This window comes from Vogesella sp. XCS3, assembly GCF_020616155.1.
Lineage (GTDB): Bacteria > Pseudomonadota > Gammaproteobacteria > Burkholderiales > Chromobacteriaceae > Vogesella.
The window spans coordinates 3,205,791-3,223,335 of sequence record NZ_CP085530.1 but is presented as its reverse complement, the minus strand read 5'-3'; the positions used below and the strand labels follow the sequence as shown (position 1 = coordinate 3,223,335).

At 62.6% G+C, this 17,545-nt stretch carries 15 protein-coding genes and 4 tRNA genes; 6 read left to right on the top strand and 13 right to left on the bottom strand.

Features of this window, described 5'->3' with window-relative positions:
* Positions 1–38 precede the first annotated feature (38 nt).
* The 5 genes from LCH97_RS15330 to LCH97_RS15310 all read right to left on the bottom strand — a co-directional run bounded on the left by LCH97_RS15330 (position 39) and on the right by LCH97_RS15310 (position 3,409).
* Positions 39–115 (bottom strand) — tRNA-Gln (locus tag LCH97_RS15330).
* A gap of 23 nt (positions 116–138) precedes the next feature.
* A tRNA-Gln gene (locus tag LCH97_RS15325) sits at positions 139–215 on the bottom strand.
* Positions 216–224: 9 nt separating this feature from the next.
* Positions 225–1,079: a 4-(cytidine 5'-diphospho)-2-C-methyl-D-erythritol kinase gene (gene ispE / locus LCH97_RS15320; protein ID WP_227302445.1), complete on the bottom strand. Its 855-nt coding sequence runs from the start codon at positions 1,077–1,079 to the stop codon at positions 225–227.
* Positions 1,080–1,085: 6 nt separating this feature from the next.
* Positions 1,086–1,652, bottom strand: coding sequence for a lipoprotein insertase outer membrane protein LolB (lolB, locus tag LCH97_RS15315; RefSeq protein ID WP_017508748.1), 567 nt, complete (start codon positions 1,650–1,652; stop codon positions 1,086–1,088).
* A complete protein-coding gene (locus LCH97_RS15310; protein ID WP_227302444.1) occupies positions 1,649–3,409 on the bottom strand; it encodes a tetratricopeptide repeat protein in 1,761 nt (586 codons plus the stop codon). Before LCH97_RS15310 ends, lolB begins: the two co-directional genes overlap by 4 nt.
* Positions 3,410–3,489: 80 nt before the next feature.
* Here LCH97_RS15310 and mutM point away from each other — a divergent pair, with 80 nt between their 5' ends.
* From mutM to LCH97_RS15295, 3 genes are all read left to right on the top strand, one after another.
* Positions 3,490–4,305 carry a bifunctional DNA-formamidopyrimidine glycosylase/DNA-(apurinic or apyrimidinic site) lyase gene (gene mutM, locus LCH97_RS15305; RefSeq protein WP_227302443.1) on the top strand — a complete coding sequence of 272 codons (816 nt, stop codon included), beginning with the start codon at positions 3,490–3,492 and terminating at the stop codon, positions 4,303–4,305.
* A gap of 13 nt (positions 4,306–4,318) precedes the next feature.
* Positions 4,319–5,092, top strand: a complete 774-nt coding sequence (locus LCH97_RS15300; RefSeq protein WP_227302442.1) for a 1-acyl-sn-glycerol-3-phosphate acyltransferase — start codon at positions 4,319–4,321, stop codon at positions 5,090–5,092.
* Positions 5,093–5,230: 138 nt separating this feature from the next.
* A complete protein-coding gene (locus tag LCH97_RS15295; RefSeq protein WP_227305384.1) occupies positions 5,231–6,556 on the top strand; it encodes a dicarboxylate/amino acid:cation symporter in 1,326 nt (441 codons plus the stop codon).
* Between the two features lie 101 nt (positions 6,557–6,657).
* On the opposite strand, the gene LCH97_RS15290 is transcribed toward LCH97_RS15295, so the two are convergent.
* Entirely contained in the window at positions 6,658–7,479 is an 822-nt protein-coding gene (locus tag LCH97_RS15290) for a symmetrical bis(5'-nucleosyl)-tetraphosphatase (protein WP_227302441.1), read from the bottom strand.
* 147 nt (positions 7,480–7,626) lie between these two features.
* Here LCH97_RS15290 and LCH97_RS15285 point away from each other — a divergent pair, with 147 nt between their 5' ends.
* Both LCH97_RS15285 and LCH97_RS15280 read left to right on the top strand, forming a co-directional pair.
* Positions 7,627–9,651, top strand: a complete 2,025-nt coding sequence (locus tag LCH97_RS15285) for a UvrD-helicase domain-containing protein (protein ID WP_227302440.1) — start codon at positions 7,627–7,629, stop codon at positions 9,649–9,651.
* Between the two features lie 97 nt (positions 9,652–9,748).
* On the top strand, positions 9,749–10,531 hold the full coding sequence (locus LCH97_RS15280) for a hypothetical protein (protein ID WP_227302439.1): 783 nt from the start codon (positions 9,749–9,751) through the stop codon (positions 10,529–10,531).
* 202 nt (positions 10,532–10,733) lie between these two features.
* Here the strand turns inward: LCH97_RS15280 and LCH97_RS15275 are convergent, their stop codons facing one another.
* Positions 10,734–11,474, bottom strand: a complete 741-nt coding sequence (locus LCH97_RS15275; protein ID WP_227302438.1) for a cytochrome c5 family protein — start codon at positions 11,472–11,474, stop codon at positions 10,734–10,736.
* A gap of 155 nt (positions 11,475–11,629) precedes the next feature.
* Between LCH97_RS15275 and LCH97_RS15270 the strand changes: the two genes are divergently transcribed.
* Positions 11,630–11,706 (top strand) — tRNA-Arg (locus LCH97_RS15270).
* 61 nt (positions 11,707–11,767) lie between these two features.
* Here the strand turns inward: LCH97_RS15270 and LCH97_RS15265 are convergent.
* The 6 genes from LCH97_RS15265 to LCH97_RS15240 all read right to left on the bottom strand — a co-directional run bounded on the left by LCH97_RS15265 (position 11,768) and on the right by LCH97_RS15240 (position 17,477).
* Complete coding sequence (locus LCH97_RS15265; protein WP_227302437.1) at positions 11,768–11,965, bottom strand: hypothetical protein; 198 nt, start codon at positions 11,963–11,965, stop codon at positions 11,768–11,770.
* A gap of 165 nt (positions 11,966–12,130) precedes the next feature.
* Positions 12,131–13,012, bottom strand: a complete 882-nt coding sequence (locus LCH97_RS15260) for an NUDIX hydrolase family protein (RefSeq protein WP_227302436.1) — start codon at positions 13,010–13,012, stop codon at positions 12,131–12,133.
* A 192-nt stretch (positions 13,013–13,204) separates the two neighbouring features.
* A tRNA-Pro gene (locus LCH97_RS15255) sits at positions 13,205–13,281 on the bottom strand.
* Between the two features lie 29 nt (positions 13,282–13,310).
* Entirely contained in the window at positions 13,311–15,035 is a 1,725-nt protein-coding gene (gene recD / locus LCH97_RS15250) for an exodeoxyribonuclease V subunit alpha (protein ID WP_227302435.1), read from the bottom strand.
* The gene (pap, locus tag LCH97_RS15245) at positions 15,032–16,519 is read right to left on the bottom strand and encodes a polyphosphate:AMP phosphotransferase (protein WP_227302434.1); all 1,488 of its coding nucleotides are present in this window, start codon (positions 16,517–16,519) and stop codon (positions 15,032–15,034) included. The genes recD and pap overlap by 4 nt, the downstream gene beginning before the upstream one ends.
* 82 nt (positions 16,520–16,601) lie before the next feature.
* Positions 16,602–17,477 carry a substrate-binding domain-containing protein gene (locus tag LCH97_RS15240; RefSeq protein ID WP_227302433.1) on the bottom strand — a complete coding sequence of 292 codons (876 nt, stop codon included), beginning with the start codon at positions 17,475–17,477 and terminating at the stop codon, positions 16,602–16,604.
* Positions 17,478–17,545: the final 68 nt, after the last annotated feature.

Genomic DNA, 17,545 nt, shown 5'->3' with positions numbered 1-17,545 from the left:
TACTTACACGCTCTTTTTCTCACTTCACTCTGGAAGCTTGGCTGAGGAGGAAGGATTCGAACCTTCGCATGCCGGAATCAAAATCCGGTGCCTTAACCAACTTGGCGACTCCCCAGTATTCTTTGTTATGCAGGATAATGGCTGAGGAGGAAGGATTCGAACCTTCGCATGCCGGAATCAAAATCCGGTGCCTTAACCAACTTGGCGACTCCCCAGTATCCTTGCTATTCCCCGTCTGAAACCGGATGCGCCTTTAACCCCTTGGCAACATACACAGTCATTTCACCAGACAAAGAGTGGAATACTTTATTTGCTTGATCTTCATTTGCCAGCTCCAGAAACACGCATGCTCCCGAACCTGTCATCAGCGGCGAACCGTATTCACTTAAACGATTCAAAACCTGTTTTACCGCTGGATATATTTCTGCTACGACTGGCTGCAAATCGTTTTGTTTTTGCGTCGCGCCAGACAGGCTTCGCATTATGGAGAACGAAGCCCGCCCTGTCAACAACCTTTGTGAAAATTCTTGGAATACCGGGCCGGTCGCCACGTGAACAGGTGGTTTGCATACCACATACCAGGCATCCGGCAGCGCCAGCTCGGTCAGTTGCTCGCCAATACCGGTAGCACGGGCGTTCTTGCCAAAGATGAATACCGGCACATCAGCCCCCAGCTGTACGCCCAGCTGCATCAGCGCCTCGCGGCTCAGGCCGCAACCCCACAAGCGGTTCAATGCCAACAGCACCGTGGCCGCATCGGATGAGCCCCCACCCAGGCCACCGCCCATCGGGATGCGCTTGTGCACCCGCAGCGTGGCACCTAGCGGGCTACCCGTGGCGTGCTGCAACAGGCGCGCGGCGCGTACGGTGAGGTCGCTGTCGGCCGGCACGTCCGGCATCGGGTTCAGCAGCTCGATGACGCCATCGTCACGCACGGCAATATCGATGCTGTCGCACAGGTCGATAAAGCGGAAATCGGTATCCAGCAAATGGTAACCGTCGCTACGCTTGCCGGTAATCAGCAGCGTCAGGTTCAGTTTGGCCGGAGCAGGAAAAGTATGAAAGGTCTGGGCTTGCATGATGACTCAGGGTTGCGGTGCCGGCTGCCATTGCCAGCTGGAAAAAACCAGGCGGATGCTCATGCCTTCACGCTCCAGCTCTAGCCGGCGTGGCAGCTGGGTGTCGGCGTCGCGGGTATTGCGGATCAACCAACCCTGTTGCATCAGACGGCCATCGTCCGCATAACGGGCTGGCCAGCCCGGGGCGGCGTGGCCGCGCACCCACCAGGCCAGGTTAGACAGTGGTAGCGGCCAACCCAGCGTGGCTTCGGTAAGAGTTTCCACGTCGGTGGCGTACTGCTCGCGGCCATTGGCTTTCAGCGTTACGCCTTGTGCGTTGCGGCTCAGGCTGGCCACGGTGGTACCGATGGGCGTTTTGACATTGAGCTGGTCACCGCCCGGGGCGTGCTGCCAGTCGAAACTGGCAACTTCGCCCTTGCCTTGGTAGTTCACTGCCAAGCGGCCACTGGTTTCGAAAGGCTCGTCGCGCAGGTTGGCCGCAGGCGCTTGCATGGTGCTGTTGACTTCGGGCGTGCTGGCGCAGCCGGCCAGCAGAAGAAGGCCGGCCAATAGCCAGCCATACTGATACTTCATGGTTTCAATCTGTTCAGGGTTTCGGTAAGAACGGGGTGGTCAGGACTGCCCTGGCGGGCCTTTTCCCAGATGGCGCGGGCTTCGTCCTTGCGCCCCAGGCTCCACAGCACCTCGCCCAGATGCGCGGCGACCTCGGCATCCGGCAAGCTGGCGTAAGAATCCTGCAGATGCTTGAGCGCCTGCTGGGCATGGCCTTGGCGGAACAGCACCCAACCCAGACTATCGAGCATCATGGCGTTGTCCGGCTCGGCCTTCAGCGCCTGCTCGATATAAGCCTGCGCTTCTTTGAGCTGGCGGCCCTGATTGGCCAGGATATAGCCAAGCGCGTTCAGCGCCTGCGGCTCGTCCGGGCGGCCTTTCAGGATAGTGCGCAGGTCTTGTTCGGCATCAGCCACGCGGCCGAGCGACTCCAGCAGCAGTGCGCGCTCGTACAGCACGTCGGCCTGCCCTGGCAGAATATTCAGCGCGGCGTCCAGCAGGGCAACCGCTTGCTCTGGCTGCTTGGCCTCCTTGGCCATGCGTGCCTGCGCCAAGCTGATGCGCACGGTGTTTTGCGGGTCGGCCGCCAATGGCGCCAGGCTATCAATGGCTTGCTGCCACTGCCCGGCCGCCGATTGCAATTGCGCCAAGCGTACGCGGGCGGGCAACAGGTTATCGCCTGCATCCACCAGCGCATACCAGCTTTGCGCCTGTGCCGGCTGTTTGCGCTCCTCGGCCAGTTGGCCCAGCACGTAGCGCAGCTCGTTCGGGTCGTTGAACCCGGCTTTCAGTGCACCTTCCAGATACTGCTGCGCCTGCTCCAGCTTGCCATTCTGGAACGCCAGCAAGCCGGCCAGGTGCAGCACGCCAGGGTGCTGGCCGTAGCGCGGCATCAGGGTCTGGGCGTAGGCCTCGGCTTCGGTATAACGCTTCTCGCCAGCCAGCAGGCGAATATTGTTCATACACAGCTCGACGCTGGCTTGCGGGCGGCGCGCCAGCTCGGCCTTGAGGAAATCGATAGCGGCGGCGGGGCTCTGGCGGCGCAAGCGCTCCAGCTGCCACATCACCGGCAGGTCCCACTGCGGGGCGATCACGGCCAGGCGGGCGAATTCGGCATCCACGGCGGCGCCATCACCGGCCTCGGCCGCTACGGCCAGGCGGGCAAAGCGCGCCTCGGGCAGGTCCGGGTAACGGGAAGCCAGCTCGGTCACCAGTTTTTCTGCACCGGCTTTGTCAGACTGGCGTGCGGCCAACCTGGCCAGCTGTACAAAAATGGCCCCGGCCCGCTTGGGCTGCTGCGCCAGCATGCTTTCCAGCAGGCCACGGCTTTCGGCCAGCTTGCCACTGCGCAACAGGGTGATGAAGAACTGCTCGCGCGCTACTTCGTCAGCAGGGTCCAGCGCCAGCCACAGGCTCAGCGCAGCGCTAGCGGTAGTAATCTGCCCGGCAAACAGGGCAAATTCGGATGCCCGGCGCGCCAGACGCGGGTCTTTGGTGGTGCGGGCCAGGCTCAGATAGGTTTCGGCCGCCTGGGCGGCACCGCCGCGCTGGGCCGACATTTCGGCCAGCATGATGCCGTACAGCCACTCGGGCTGCAGCTGCAGCTTGGGGATGGCCGGGTTGTCGGCGTCGGCCAGGGCTTTGGGCTCTTCCTCCGGCTCCGCTATTGGCGCAGCGGCGACAGGCTGGCTGGCGGCGGCTTGCAAGGGGGCATGCGAGGCGCAGGCAGCCAGTGCCAGCGGCGTGAGTACGGCTACTAGTCTCAGAAGTGCGTTCATGCTGGGCCCAGACATCGATTCAGGCAGGTAGAATACCACGCCATCCAGTTAATTCATGCAGCGCGCAAGGACAGTCATTCATGCCCGAATTGCCAGAAGTCGAAACCACCTGTCGCGGTATCAGCCCGCAGCTCGCCGGTGCCACGCTGCGCGCGGTCACCATACGCGAGCCACGGCTGCGCTGGCCGATCCCGCCCGAGCTACCCGCCCTGCTGGCCGGGCGCACCGTGCGCAGCGTGAGCCGGCGCGCCAAATACCTGCTGATCGACTTTGAGCACGGCACGCTGATCGTGCACCTGGGCATGTCCGGTAGCCTGCGCTTTGTGCCGCCCGGCACCACGCCGGAAAAGCACGACCATGTAGACATCGACCTGGGGCAAACAGTTCTGCGCTACCGCGACCCGCGCCGCTTTGGCGCCATGCTGTGGCAGCAGGGGCCGGTTGACGCCCACCCCTTGCTGGCCAGCCTGGGGCCGGAACCGCTGAGCGATGCGTTTGACGGTAGCGTGCTGTACCAGGCTACGCGCCGCAAGGGCAGCGCCATCAAGCTGGTGATCATGGATAACCACGTGGTGGTGGGCGTGGGCAATATCTACGCCAACGAATCGCTGTTTTACGCCGGTATCCACCCGGCGCGTGCGGCCAACAGCCTAAGCCGTGACGAGTGCCAGCGCCTGGCAGCGCAGATCAAGCTGGTGCTGGCCCGTGCCATAGACGCTGGCGGCAGCAGCCTGCGCGACTTCATGGACGCCAAAGGCAAGCCAGGTTACTTTCAGCAAAGCTATAAGGTCTATGGCAGAGCCGGCCTGACGTGTCATGATTGTGGCTCGCTGATTGCCGAGCTACGCCAAGGGCAGCGCAGCAGCTGCTTCTGCCCGCATTGCCAACCCCTCTGACACGGACCCATACGTGCACGCCCCTACTGCCCTACCCGTTCGCGCGCTACGCCTGGCGCGCCTGGCTCTGCATGTGTGCCGCGGCGTCGTTGCCGTCGGCACCCGCTACCCCAGGCTATCGCAACCTGCCCGTGCGGTAATTACCCAGCGCTGGTCACGCCAGCTGCTGCATATTCTGGCCATCAAGGTCAAAGTCATCGGCACCCCGCCCGGCGTTTACCCGGCGCACACCCTGGTGGTGGCCAACCACGTGTCGTGGCTGGACATCTTTGCGCTGAACAGCGTAACGGTATCGCGCTTTGTGGCCAAAAAAGAGCTGCGCGACTGGCCGGTAGCGGGCTTTCTGGTGAAGAACGCCGGCACACTGTTCATTGACCGCGCCAACCGCCGTGATGCCAGCCGCGTAAACCAGCAGCTGGCGCAAGCGCTAGAGGACGGTGGCTGTATGGCCGTATTCCCAGAAGCCACGACCTCGGACGGCCGCGCCATGCTGCCGTTCAAGGCGTCGCTGTTCGAAGCTGCCCGCCTATCCGGCGCCACCGTGCAGCCGGTCGCCATACGCTTTACCACCCCCGGCGGGCAGTTTTGTGATGCCGCAGCCTACGCCGGCGACACCACTTTCTGGCAAAGCCTGCGCCAGATCCTGCGTACCCGCGCCATGGTGGTGGAGCTGCACTACACCGACGCCATACCGCAAGGTGCAACGGCGGAGCAAACCCGCTTTGCGCTATCGGAAACCGCGCGCACCCGCATAGCCGGCGCGCTGGGCATGACAGAACAGGCCTGACGCCCCGCCAGGCGGCGCTATTGGGGTTTTCCGCAATGCGGAAACACCCAATTCTGCCCACTGCCCCGCCAGTGCATGATCGACCCAAGAGATAGCCGGTGCTGCCTGCAGCGCCGCCATAACACTAGAGAGGTCGATATGTCGGGTAAGCCGTTTTACAAAACCCTGTATTTCCAGGTGATTGTTGCCATCATCCTGGGCGTGATGCTGGGCCATTTCATGCCGGAGCTGGGCGCCAAGCTCAAGCCGCTGGGCGATGGTTTCATCAAGCTGGTGAAAATGATGATCGCGCCGATCATCTTCTGCACCATCGTGGTCGGCATTGCCGGCATGGAAGACATGAAAAAGGTTGGCCGCGTGGGCGGCAAGGCCTTGCTGTACTTTGAAGTAGTAACCACGCTGGCGCTGGCCATTGGCCTGCTGGTGGTGAACTTCGTGCAGCCAGGTAGCGGCATGAACGTAGACCCGGCCACGCTGGATACCGGCGCCATTGCCAAATACACCGAAAAAGCGGCCGGCCAGAGCACGGTAGACTTCATCCTGCACATCATCCCGCAAAGTGCCGTAGGCGCGTTTGCCGAAGGCGAAATCCTGCAAGTACTGCTGTTCTCGGTACTGTTCGGCGCCGGCCTGTCGATGATGGGCGAACAAGGCAAGCCGGTACTGGGCTTCTTTGAAAAAGTGTCGCACGTGCTGTTTGCCATGATCGGCTTCATCATGAAGCTGGCCCCGATCGGCGCGTTTGGCGCCATGGCCTTCACCATCGGCAAATACGGTGTCAGCAGCCTGGTGCAGCTGGCCTCGCTGATGGGCACCTTCTACCTGACCTGCGTGCTGTTCGTGGGCCTGGTACTGGGCAGCATCGCGCGCTACCACGGTTTCAGCGTGTGGCAGCTGATCAAGTACATCAAAGAAGAGCTGATGATCGTACTGGGCACCTCGTCGTCCGAATCTGCCCTGCCGCGCCTGATGGCCAAGCTAGAGCAGCTGGGCTGCGCCAAGCCGGTGGTGGGCCTGGTGGTACCGACCGGTTATTCGTTTAACCTGGACGGCACCTCGATCTACCTGACCATGGCGGCCATTTTCATTGCCCAGGCCTGCAATATCGACCTGACCCTGACGCAAGAGCTGACCATTCTGGGCGTGCTGCTGCTCACCTCCAAAGGCGCAGCGGGCGTGACCGGCTCCGGCTTCATCACCCTGGCCGCCACCCTGGCGGTGGTACCGGAAATTCCGGTAGCCGGCCTGGCGCTGATTCTGGGTATCGACCGTTTCATGTCCGAAGCCCGTGCCATCACCAACCTGATCGGCAACGCCGTGGCCACCGTGGTGGTAGCCAAGTGGGAAAACTCGCTGGACGCCGGCCAGATGGCGCGCGAGCTGGCCAACCCGACGCCGATCAACCACGGCGCGCCGGTAGAAGCCCCGCACCTGGCACGCGAAGTATCCAAAGAGCTGAGCTAAGCTCAGCGCAGCGTACTGTCAGCAAAAAGCCCCGGCACAGACACCGGGGCTTTTTTGCATCTAATGCTGCGCCAAAGGTTGGCCGCAGCCTGCGGCCAACCCTAGCGGCTAATCTCGCGGTAGGCCTGGCACGGCAGCGAAAACACCGCGCGGTCTTCCAGCCGCACGGCGGTAAGGCTGCCGCCCCACAGACAACCGCTGTCGATGGCCAGCACGTCGTCTTCAAGGTGCAAACCCAGGGCCGACCAGTGGCCGCAGATGATGGGCGTATCCACACTGCGCCGGGTCGCGGCCTCGAACCACGGCAGCAGGTGTGGCGGCGCGCGGTCCAGCTCGCCCTTGTACGATAAGTCCAGCTCGCCGTCCTGGTTGATAAAGCGCATGCGCGTCATGGCGTTGACGATCAGCCGCAGGCGGTCCATGCCTTTCAGGTCATCCTGCCAGCGCACCGGCTTGTTGCCGTACAGCTTGCCCAGGAACTGGCGGTGGTGCTTGCCGGACAGCTCGTCCTCCACCTCCTCTGCCAGACGCAGTGCCTTCTTGATGCTCCATTCCGGCAGCAAGCCGGCGTGCACCATGGCGTAGCCCTGCTCGTAGATCATCAGCGGCTGGCAGCGCAGCCAGTCCAGCAGCACCTTGCTTTCGGCGGCGTCCAGAATGGGCTGGATGGTGTCGTCGCTGTGTACCTTGCCGTAGCCCTCGGCCACGGCCAGCAGGTGCAGGTCGTGGTTGCCCAGCACGGTTTGTACGCAGTCCTGCTTGTCGAAGACCCAACGCAGCACCTGTAACGACTCGGGGCCACGGTTGACCAGGTCGCCGGTGAGCCACAGCGTGTCGCGGCCGGGGTTGAAATCTATCTGGCGCAACAGCGCCATAAAGGGCGTAAAGCAGCCCTGCAAATCGCCAATCGCGTAGGTGGCCATGTGTTTTTCCTGTACAGATCGCGGCCGGGTTGGCCATAGCGCATGCCGCCAGCCAGATGATAATGGATGCGCCGCTTGCCGTCGCCGCTGCACAGCGGCGGCCATGCGCTACAATGCGCGCTGTCCATGAAAGATTGACGACGGCCCATGTCCCTGCTGCAACTGAACCCGCCCCAACGCGACGCCATCAAATACGTAGACGGCCCCCTGCTGGTGCTGGCGGGCGCCGGCTCCGGCAAGACCCGCGTCATCACCCAGAAGATCTGCCACCTGATCCGCGAGTGCGGCTACGACGCGCGGCACATTGCCGCCATCACCTTTACCAACAAGGCGGCGCGCGAAATGCTGGAGCGCGTGGGCAAGCTGATGGAAAGCCGCGAGCTGAAGGGCATTACCGTGTCCACCTTCCACTCGCTGGGCATGCACATCCTGCGCCAGGAAGCGCCGCACCTGGGCTACAAGACGCAGTTTTCCATCCTGGACAGCTACGACGCTGCCAAGATCATCTCGGACATCCTGAAAAGCACGCACAAGGACGAAGTGCGCAAGGTGCAAAGCCGCATCTCGCTGTGGAAGAACGAGCTGCTGGACGCCGACGCCGCACTGGCCGCCGCCGATAACGAGTTCGACCGCATCTGCGCCACCACCTACAGTGCCTACCAGGCCACATTGATGGCTTACCAGGCCATGGACTTCGACGACCTGATCCGCCTGCCGGTGGGGCTATTCCAGACCCACCCCGAGGTGCTGATCAAGTGGCAGGGCCGCCTGCGCTACCTGCTGATCGACGAATACCAGGACACCAACACCTGCCAGTACCTGCTGGTGAAGCTGCTGGCCGGCGTGCGCGGCCTGTTTACCGCCGTGGGCGACGACGACCAGAGCATCTACGCCTGGCGCGGTGCCAATATGGAAAACCTGCGCCTGCTGCAGCACGACTTTCCGGCGCTGAAAATCGTGAAGCTGGAGCAGAACTACCGCTCTACGGCACGCATCCTGCGTGCGGCCAACTCGGTGATTTCCAACAACCCCAAGCTGTTCGAAAAGCAGCTATGGAGCGAGCTGGGTCTGGGTGAGCCCATCCACGCCGTGATGTGCAAGGACGAAGACCACGAGGCCGAAATCGTGGTGCAGCGCCTGTTGGCGCATAAATTCGAGTACCGCACCGAATTCAAGGACTACGCCATCCTGTATCGCGGCAATTATCAGTCACGCGTGTTCGAAACCGTGCTGCGCAACCAGCGCATCCCCTACCAGATGGCCGGCGGGCAGAGCTTTTTCGACAAGCCGGAAATCAAGGACGTGCTGGCCTACCTGCGCCTGATCGCCAACCCGGACGACGACCCGGCCTTTATCCGCGCGCTGACCACGCCCAAACGCGGCGTGGGCGCCACCACGCTGGAAAAACTGGGCGCCAGCGCTGCGCTATTCGACAAGAGCCTGTTTGCCAGCGCCAGCGAGCCGGGCTTTCGCGTACAGGTGCAGGACGCCCAGCTCAAACCGCTGGAAGACTTCTGCCGCTTTATCACCAGCCTGCAATACCGTGCCACACGCGAACCGGCCGGCGAGCTGGTGATGGACATGCTGAAAGTCATCGGCTTCGAAGCCTGGCTGTACGACAGCGAGGACAGCCCCAAGGCGGCGGAAAGCAAATGGAAGAACGTGTTCGAGCTGGTGGCCTGGCTGCAGCGCAAGGGCGAAGCGGACAGTAAAAACCTGATCGAGCTCACCCAGACCATTGCACTGATCACCATGCTGGAAGGCCGCGACGAGGGCGATGTCGACGCGGTACACATGTCCACGCTGCACGCCTCCAAGGGCCTGGAGTACCCGCACGTGTTCCTGGTGGGCTGCGAGGAAGGCATCCTGCCGCACAGCGAGTCGGTAGATAACGGTATGGTAGAAGAAGAACGCCGCCTGATGTACGTGGGCATTACCCGCGCCCAGCGCAGCCTCACCCTCACCTACTGCGTGAAGCGCCGCCGCGCCGGCGAATGGCTGTTTGTGGAGCCGTCGCGCTTTATCGGCGAAATCAGCGGCGACGACCTGCGCCACTTCGGCAAAAAAGGCGGCGAGCCTATCGTCAGCAAAACCGAAGGCAAGAGCAAACTGGCCAGCCTGAGTGCCATGCTGGGCAGCAAGGTGCAGAAAACCGACGATAAAGACAACTAGCCGCCGCACTAGCCGCGCCTGCGCTTTACAGCGCCCCCAGCCACAGACCACACTCGGCTCAATATGAACCTATTACGTCATCATTGAGGAGCGCAGTATGGATCTCACCATTACCACCGCACTGGTTGGTTGCGGCCTGTTTATCGGCATGATGATGTGCTACGAGCTGGGCCGCCGCATTGGCCTGGCGCGCAGCGCACGTAGCCAGGATGACCCGGCCAAGGGCGCCGGCGCAGCCGAAGCAGCCGTATTCGGCTTGATGGGCTTGCTGATTGCTTTCACCTTCTCCGGTGCAGCCGAACGCTTCGAAGCCCGCCGCCACCTGATTACCCAGGAAGCCAACGCCATCGGCACCGCCTGGCTACGGCTGGAATTGCTGCCGGCAGCGAACCAGGGCCCGCTACGCCAAGCATTCCGCCATTACACCGAGCTGCGCAGCACCGCCTATCGCCACGGCGGCCAAAGTGCGCTGCAACAGCAAGAACAAGCCACCACCACCGCCCTGCAAAACCAGATCTGGCAACAGGCCCTGGCCGCCAGCCAGCATCCGCAGGCAGCACCACAGGCTGGCGTATTGCTCTTGCCCGCCTTGAACGAGATGTTCGACATCACCACCACCCGCGCCATGGCCAGCCAGAATCACCCGCCAATGGTGGTTTACCTGCTGCTGGGCATTCTGGTACTGGTAGGCGCGCTGCTGATCGGCTTTGACTCTGCGGCCAACGTACAGCGCAGCTGGCTACACATCGTGGTATTTGCCGCCATCATGGCATTGGCGGTATTTGTGATCGTGGATCTGGAATACCCGCGCCAAGGCCTGATTCGCGTAGATAACGCCGACCAGGTACTCGGTAGCCTGCTGGCAGGCATGAAACCGTAAAGGTTGGCCGCATACAAGGCCAGCCGTCCGGCCAGACCGGCACGGCGGATGTCAGGGTAGCAGCTTGCCCTGCACTGGCGATGTACTACCCAGGCTGCCAGAGAGGCCTGCAAGCACTCATGCGACCAAGTAGCTTGAACGCGACACACAAAAACAAAAACGCCGCGATACATCGCGGCGTTTTTGGTAACAGCAGCCCGTTTTATTTGGCAGCGTTGGTCAGGTAAGTTACAGCAGCCTTGAACTCTTCGTCCGAGCCGGTGAAACCACCTTTAGGCGGCATGGCGTTCAGGCCTTTGGTAGCCGAAGCGATCAAGCCATCCAGGCCTTTGCCCAGACGCGGGCCCCAGGCAGCCTTGTCGCCGAACTTCGGCGCACCGGCAGCACCGGTAGCGTGGCAGGCTACACACACGCTTTCGTAAACTTTCTTGCCTGCTACAGCCGGATCCAGCGCTGCACCCGCAGCGGCTGCACCACCTACTGGCGGCTCGGTAAACTTGCCACCACCGGCATTACCCATGTACGCCACGGCGCGTTTCACTTCGTCGTCGGTCAGGTCGGCAGCACCACCTTTGGCTGGCATGGCATTAAAGCCTTGCAGGGCATGCAATGTCAGGGTATCCCAGCCTTTGGCTACACGCGCACCCCATGCACCAGCATCGCCAAACTTGGGCGAACCGGCCAGGCCGGCGCCATGACAGGTAATACAGATGCCTTCGTAAACTTGCTGGCCGGTTTTCATCCCCGGAGGGGCATCGCTGGCTTTGGCTTCGCCAACCGGCTTCAGGCGGGCAGCGACAGCTTCCTTGGTCATCACTTCTGCGTTGACATCAAAGCCGCCGGTGGCCAATTTGGCCAGCAGATACACTGCTACTACCAACAGCACGACAACACCCAGCAAAACCGGCACGATCTTGCCTGGGGCTTTGGTTTCGTTGCTCATTCCTGCCTCACCTGAATTAATAATGACAATCCGAAGAATAGGGAAATTATACGGCAAAGCCTTGCTGCGGCAAAATGTCCCATCGATAATGTTTGCGCAAACGCAATGGCGCTAGACGAAAACGCCATGCATAGGCTATATTGCGCGGCTTGCGTGTACCCGTAGCTCAGTTGGATAGAGTGTCAGCCTCCGAAGCTGAAGGTCGCTGGTTCGACTCCAGTCGGGTACGCCAACAGAATATCAAGCCCCACGCCACCTGGCTGTGGGGCTTTTTCATGCCCGATGGATTGCCGCTAGCCGCGCGCCAGCACCCCGACCACCCGCGTCTGGCGAAAGCGGCCATCAACAAACTGGCGGATCTCTGCCCGCACCGGGTAGGAGTGAATGCCAAGCATCAGCCGGGCAGCACGCACGGCGTCTTCCCGGGTGGCATGAATGGGGCCACCCTCATCCACCCCGAAATAATCGGAAATCAAGCGCACACGAAACAAGGCAAGCTCCTGCGGTCAGTTTATTGCGGCCAACTTATCCGCCTAACCATACAGGCGCGCCATTGCAGCCAAATGTCGCTTACCCCCGCTTGCCGGAGAAAACCCGGCATCAACAAAAAAAGCCAACCCATGGCTGGCTTTTTGGCTGCACGACCTGACAGACCGCTATTTTCCCTGCACGTTTTGCCCCACCGTGCCGCGCACCTCGGACAATAGCGCCTGCAACGGTGCGACCTGGCTACCCCAGTAGCCCAGGCGCGCCAGGCAGTCGATGGCCACCAGTGCGGCATCGCTCATGAATTGCCCGTTGATGATGTGCTGCTCCACTTCGGCCAGCGTCATCAGCACGTGCTCGGCCACTTCGCCATCCTGGTTTTGCGGGATATCGCCCTGTGCCAGCCAGATATCGTAAACAAACAGCCATTCGCGGTGCAGGCCACGGGCTACCGGGCGGGTCGCCAGCAGTAGCGCCTGCTGCTGCAGTGGTGAGAGCTGTTCTGCTGGCATGCCGGCTTCTTCCCAGCCTTCGCGCAGCAGTGCGTCCATGATGCTTTCGCCGGCCGCCACGCCACCGCCCATCAGGTTATCCAGCCGGTTCGGCGCCACGTCCTTGAACGGGCTGCGCCGGCCAATCCACATGCGCACTTCGCCATCGGGCAGGCGGGTCAAGCCGTTGAGGTGTACGGCACGGCTGGTAAGGCCCAGCGGGCGAAAGGCTGCGCGTTCCAGCTCGAAACAGGGGGTACCATCAGGCAGATAGGCAATGAATTTCTCGTTGCGCCAGCCGCTAAACCAGCCAGCATCACGCCAGGCTTCGGCCGCAGCTTGCAGCAAAGTACTGCGTGCACTGTAGGTCATATCGGTGGCCAGCAGCTGCATCACGCCGTCTTGCAGCGCGAACAGTTCGCCGTGGTGTGCCAGCAGGCGCTCGCACCAGACCTGATTGATAAAGCCGATAGGCGCACCACCCAGCGCCAAGGGGATAAACGCCGTTTGATCGTAGCGGATGATTTTTTCCAGCAATCCGGCAACGCCTTGCACCTGCATGACAACTCCCTGCTGCTTCGTGAAGGCGCCATCTTACGGATATTGATCAGGCATTGCCTTGCTTTGGCGGTAGCAAACCGGTGCGCTGCTAGCCGACGTGCACGAATGCAACACTTCGATAAATGCAGCCAAGGTTGGGCTGCCAAGACAATGCAAAAAGCCGCAGTCAGATGACTGCGGCTTTTTTAATTCTGGTCGGAGTACAAGGATTTGAACCTTGGACCCTCTGCTCCCAAAGCAGATGCGCTACCGGGCTGCGCTACACTCCGAACAAGACCCGAACTATACAGATGCCTTTTCAGGCCGTCAAGCCCTTTCCCCAAATTTTTTCAGCCAGGCCGGATTGACGCGCCGGCGCGTACTGCACGGCGGCTTGCAATACGGCCAGACTACCGGCCAGCACAAAACGCTGCCGGGCACGGGTAATGGCGGTGTACACCAGCGAGCGGGTCAGCGTGGCCGTCGGCTGCTGCGGCAAGGCCAGCCACACCTGGCCAAACTCGGAGCCCTGCGATTTATGCACGGTCATGGCGTACACGGTGTCGTGCTCCGGCAGGCGCGCGGGTGATACTTCGCGCCAGCCACCGTCGGTGGTGGGGAAGATCACGCGCAGGCGGCCGCCCCGCGGTACGGTCAGGCCGATATCGCCGTTAAACAAGCCCACGCTGTAGTCGTTGCGCGTAATCATGACCGGCCGGCCAGGGTACCAGTCGCTATCGGCCGGCTTGCGCCCCAGGCGCACCAACTCGGTGCTGACCTGCTCGTTGATCTGCGTCACCGCGTGGCGCTCTGCCGCCAGCAGCATGCACTGGTTGAAGGCGGCAAACAGCGCCGGCCAGTTATCGCCCTCGCCCAACGCATCCAGCGCTTGCCAGTAGCCGCCGCGCAATGCGTGCAGGCCGGCAGCGTCGGGCAACTGCGGCAGGCTGGCAATGTCCTGGTTGGCCGCATCGGCCAGTAGCGCGCCGACCTGTGCCGTATCGCCTGCGTTCACGGCACGGGCCAGGCGGCCAATACCGGAGTGCTCGCCAAAGCGGTGGCTTTTTTCCAGCACCACCACGCTGTCGGCCAGCATGGCGCTATCGTCCACCAGCCCTGGCGGCGTGGTGCCTAGCGCCTGCAGCTGCGCCGCCGTGGCCGTGCGCCAGGCCTGCTGGCTGCACAGATCGCCCAGTACGGCACCGGCGTCTACCGAGGCCAGCTGGTAACGGTCGCCCAGCAGAATCAGCCGCGCGTGCGGCGGCAGCGCGGCCACGGTTTGCGCCATCAGGGTAAGGTCTACCATCGAGGCTTCGTCTACCACCAGCACGTCCAGCGGCAAGGGGTTGGCCGCATGGTGGCGCGGGCGGGCGGTACCGGGCAGCAGGCCGATGAGGCGGTGCAGCGTTTGCGCCTTGTCCGGCAGCTGGGCGCGGGTAGCAGCATCCACTGGCAGCGCGTCGCGGGCAGCGCGTACCGACTCGGTCAGCCGCGCGGCGGCCTTGCCGGTAGGGGCCGCCATGGCCATGACCAGCGGGCGGCCGGATAGCGCCGCCAGCGCGGCCAGCAGGCGCACCACGGTGGTGGTTTTACCGGTACCGGGGCCACCGGAAATCACCATGAAGCGGTGCTGCGTGGCCAGCCATGCGGCCAACCTTTGCCAGTCACCACGCGGCGCACCGGCAAACAGGCTGTCCAGCACGCTGTCCACGTCGCCGGCCAGCGGCTGGGGGTCGGCGGCCAGCGCCTGCAGGGCGGCCACCAGGCGGGTTTCGTCCTGCCACTGCCGCGCCAGATACAGGCGGCCAGCGTCGTCCACAATCAGCGGGGCATAGTCGCCGGGGCGGCCCGCCAGCGGGCTGTGGCGTAGCCAGGCGAACTCGTCCCGCGTCAGGCCGGTGAGGCAGACATGCCCGCTGGCCAGGGCGGCCAACAGGCGTTGCAGTACAGGCTGCAGCGCGGCACCGTGCTGCGGGTCCAGCCGCGCCATCAGGCCGGCCAGCTGCGCCGGCAGCAGGCTATCGGCGGCTTCCATCACACTCATGCCTTGCCCAGCCTGGCTTCCAGCGCCTCGCACACGGTGGTGAGCACCTTGATGCGGGCGTAGTACTTGTTGTTGGCCGGCACCAGCGTCCACGGCACGGCGCTGGTACTGGTGCGGTCTATCATGTCGCACACCGCCACCTTGTAGTCGTCCCATTTATCGCGGTTACGCCAGTCTTCTTCGGTGATCTTGAAGCGCTTGAAGCCGGTTTCCTCGCGCGATTTGAAGCGCGCCAGTTGCTCGTCGGCGCTGATAGCCAGCCAGAACTTCAGCACGATGGCCTTGTTGTCGGTGAGCTGGTGCTCGAAGTCATTGATCTCGTAATAGCCGCGCATCCAGTCGGCGGTGTCGGCAAAGCCTTCCACCCGTTCTACCAGCACGCGGCCGTACCAGGTGCGGTCGAAGATGGTGACCTTGCCCTTGCCCGGCACGTGGCGCCAGAAACGCCACAGCCATGGCATGGCGCGCTCTTCTTCGGTGGGGGCGGCTACCGGCACGATGCGATAGTGCCGCGCGTCCAGCGCCTGGGTGATGCGGCGGATGGCGCCACCTTTACCGGCTGCATCGTTGCCTTCAAACGCCAGCACCAGCGAGTGCTCGGCAAAGCGCGGGTCACGCGTCAGGCCGTTCAGGCGGCCTTGCAGCACGGCCAGCTGCTGCTTGTAGTCGTCTTTGGACAGCTCGTGATCCAGCACCAGCGATTCCAGTAGCAGCTTGTTGTCGGCGGGCGGCGTGATGGGCGCGGCGTCCGAGCGCGGGTGCCAGGATTCGGCCATGGCCAGGCGCTGCTGCAAGGCCTGCAGCAGGGCGCGCCCCACCGCCAGGCTGCGGTAGTTGGCGTCTTCGCCGTCCACCACCAGCCAGGGGGCGTAGGCGGTATTGGTGAGGCGCATCATGTGCTCGGCGGTGTTCTTGATGCGGCCGTACTGCTGGTGGTGCTGCCAGTCGGCCTGGCTGACGCGCCAGGCGGTGGCCGGGTCTTTTTCCAGCGTCTTCAGGCGTTTTTTCTGTTTTTCTTCGGTGAGGTGCAGCCAGAACTTCAGCACCAGTACACCGTCGTTGGCCAGCATGCGTTCAAAACGCAGGATATCGAACAGCTGCTTGTCGAAGGTGTCGCGGTTGGTTGTGCTGGCCACACGGTCGAACAGCGCGTCTGAGTAATAGGAGCCAAAGAACATGCCGATGCGCCCTTTGGCCGGCAGCTCGCGCCAGTAGCGCCACATCCACGGGCGCTCGCGGGCGTCGTCGTTGGGCGCGTCAAAGGCGGCGGTGTGGATCAGGCGCGGGTCCAGCCATTCGTTGATCTGGTTCAGGGTCTCGCCGCGGCCTGCCCCGTCCATGCCGTGGATCAGGATCAATACCGGAAACTCGCCACGCTGTTTCAGCTCGTACTGCACCTCCAGCAGGGCCTCGCGCAGGGTGGCTTCCTCGGCTTTATAGGCCGCCTTGTCGATAGCGTGGCCGATCTCGGCAGATTCGAACATGGTATTCCTTCCTGTCAGGTTGGCCGCAGCACGGCATGACAGGATTGTAAGGCGATAGCGGGGTGTACAGCCAATATCCTGCCTAGCGTTGCAGGTAATCCAGGTAAGGCCGCACCCGCGCCTGCACCACGGGCTGCGCCAGATCTCCGGCGGTTACCAGCGTGGCAGGCGTATAGGAAACGGCAGGCACCGGCTTTTTCTGCAGCAGCTCGGCAAGAATGGTCATGGCTCGCACCCCCATCTGGTAGGGGTCTTGCATCACCACCGCCAGCAGCTGGCCGCCAGACAGCGCACGGTCGATACGCGGGGAGTAGTCAAAGCCGATATGGCGCAGCTTGCCGGCCAGGCCGGCATCCTGCAGTGCCTGGATGGTGCCCTCGGTGGTGGATTCGTTCGGGGTAAATACCAGGTCGGCATCGGGGTGGGCAGCCAGCACTTTTTGCACCTTGTCGCGGGTATCGAATACCGTGATGCCTACTTCTTCACCTTCTTCTATACGGCTGGCCGGCAGCAGCTGCTGCAAACGGTCGCGAAAGGCATTCTCGCGCTCGCGCGTGGAGTCGTGCTTGGCCGAAAAGCGCAGCAGCAGCACTTTGCGCGGCGCGGGCTGCAGCGGCGAATCCACAATCACCACCTTGCTACCCGCGTTCTTTACCTGCTGCAACGGTAGCTGCAAGGCGGCCGAGGCGTTGGGGGCCACGATCATGCCGGCGAAACCCTTGGCCGCATAATGGCCCAGCAGCTTGGCCTGCGCCGTGGCATCGTTTTCCAGCGCGGGGCCGCGCCAGACCATATTGATGCTCAAGCCCAGCGCAGCGTCTTGCGCCCCGCGTGCCATTTCTTTCCAGAACACGTGCGAGGCCCCCTTGGGGATAAAGACAATATTCGGCTGTGCTGCCTGTAAAAGAGGTGTCCAGCATAGCCATATCGCTAGCAGGCATAGCATGCGTCGTCCCATATCTCCTCCTTGCCTTGGTCTTGCGTTGTCTACTCAGTGTAGGCCGACGGGCACGGTGCGTCTGCCTG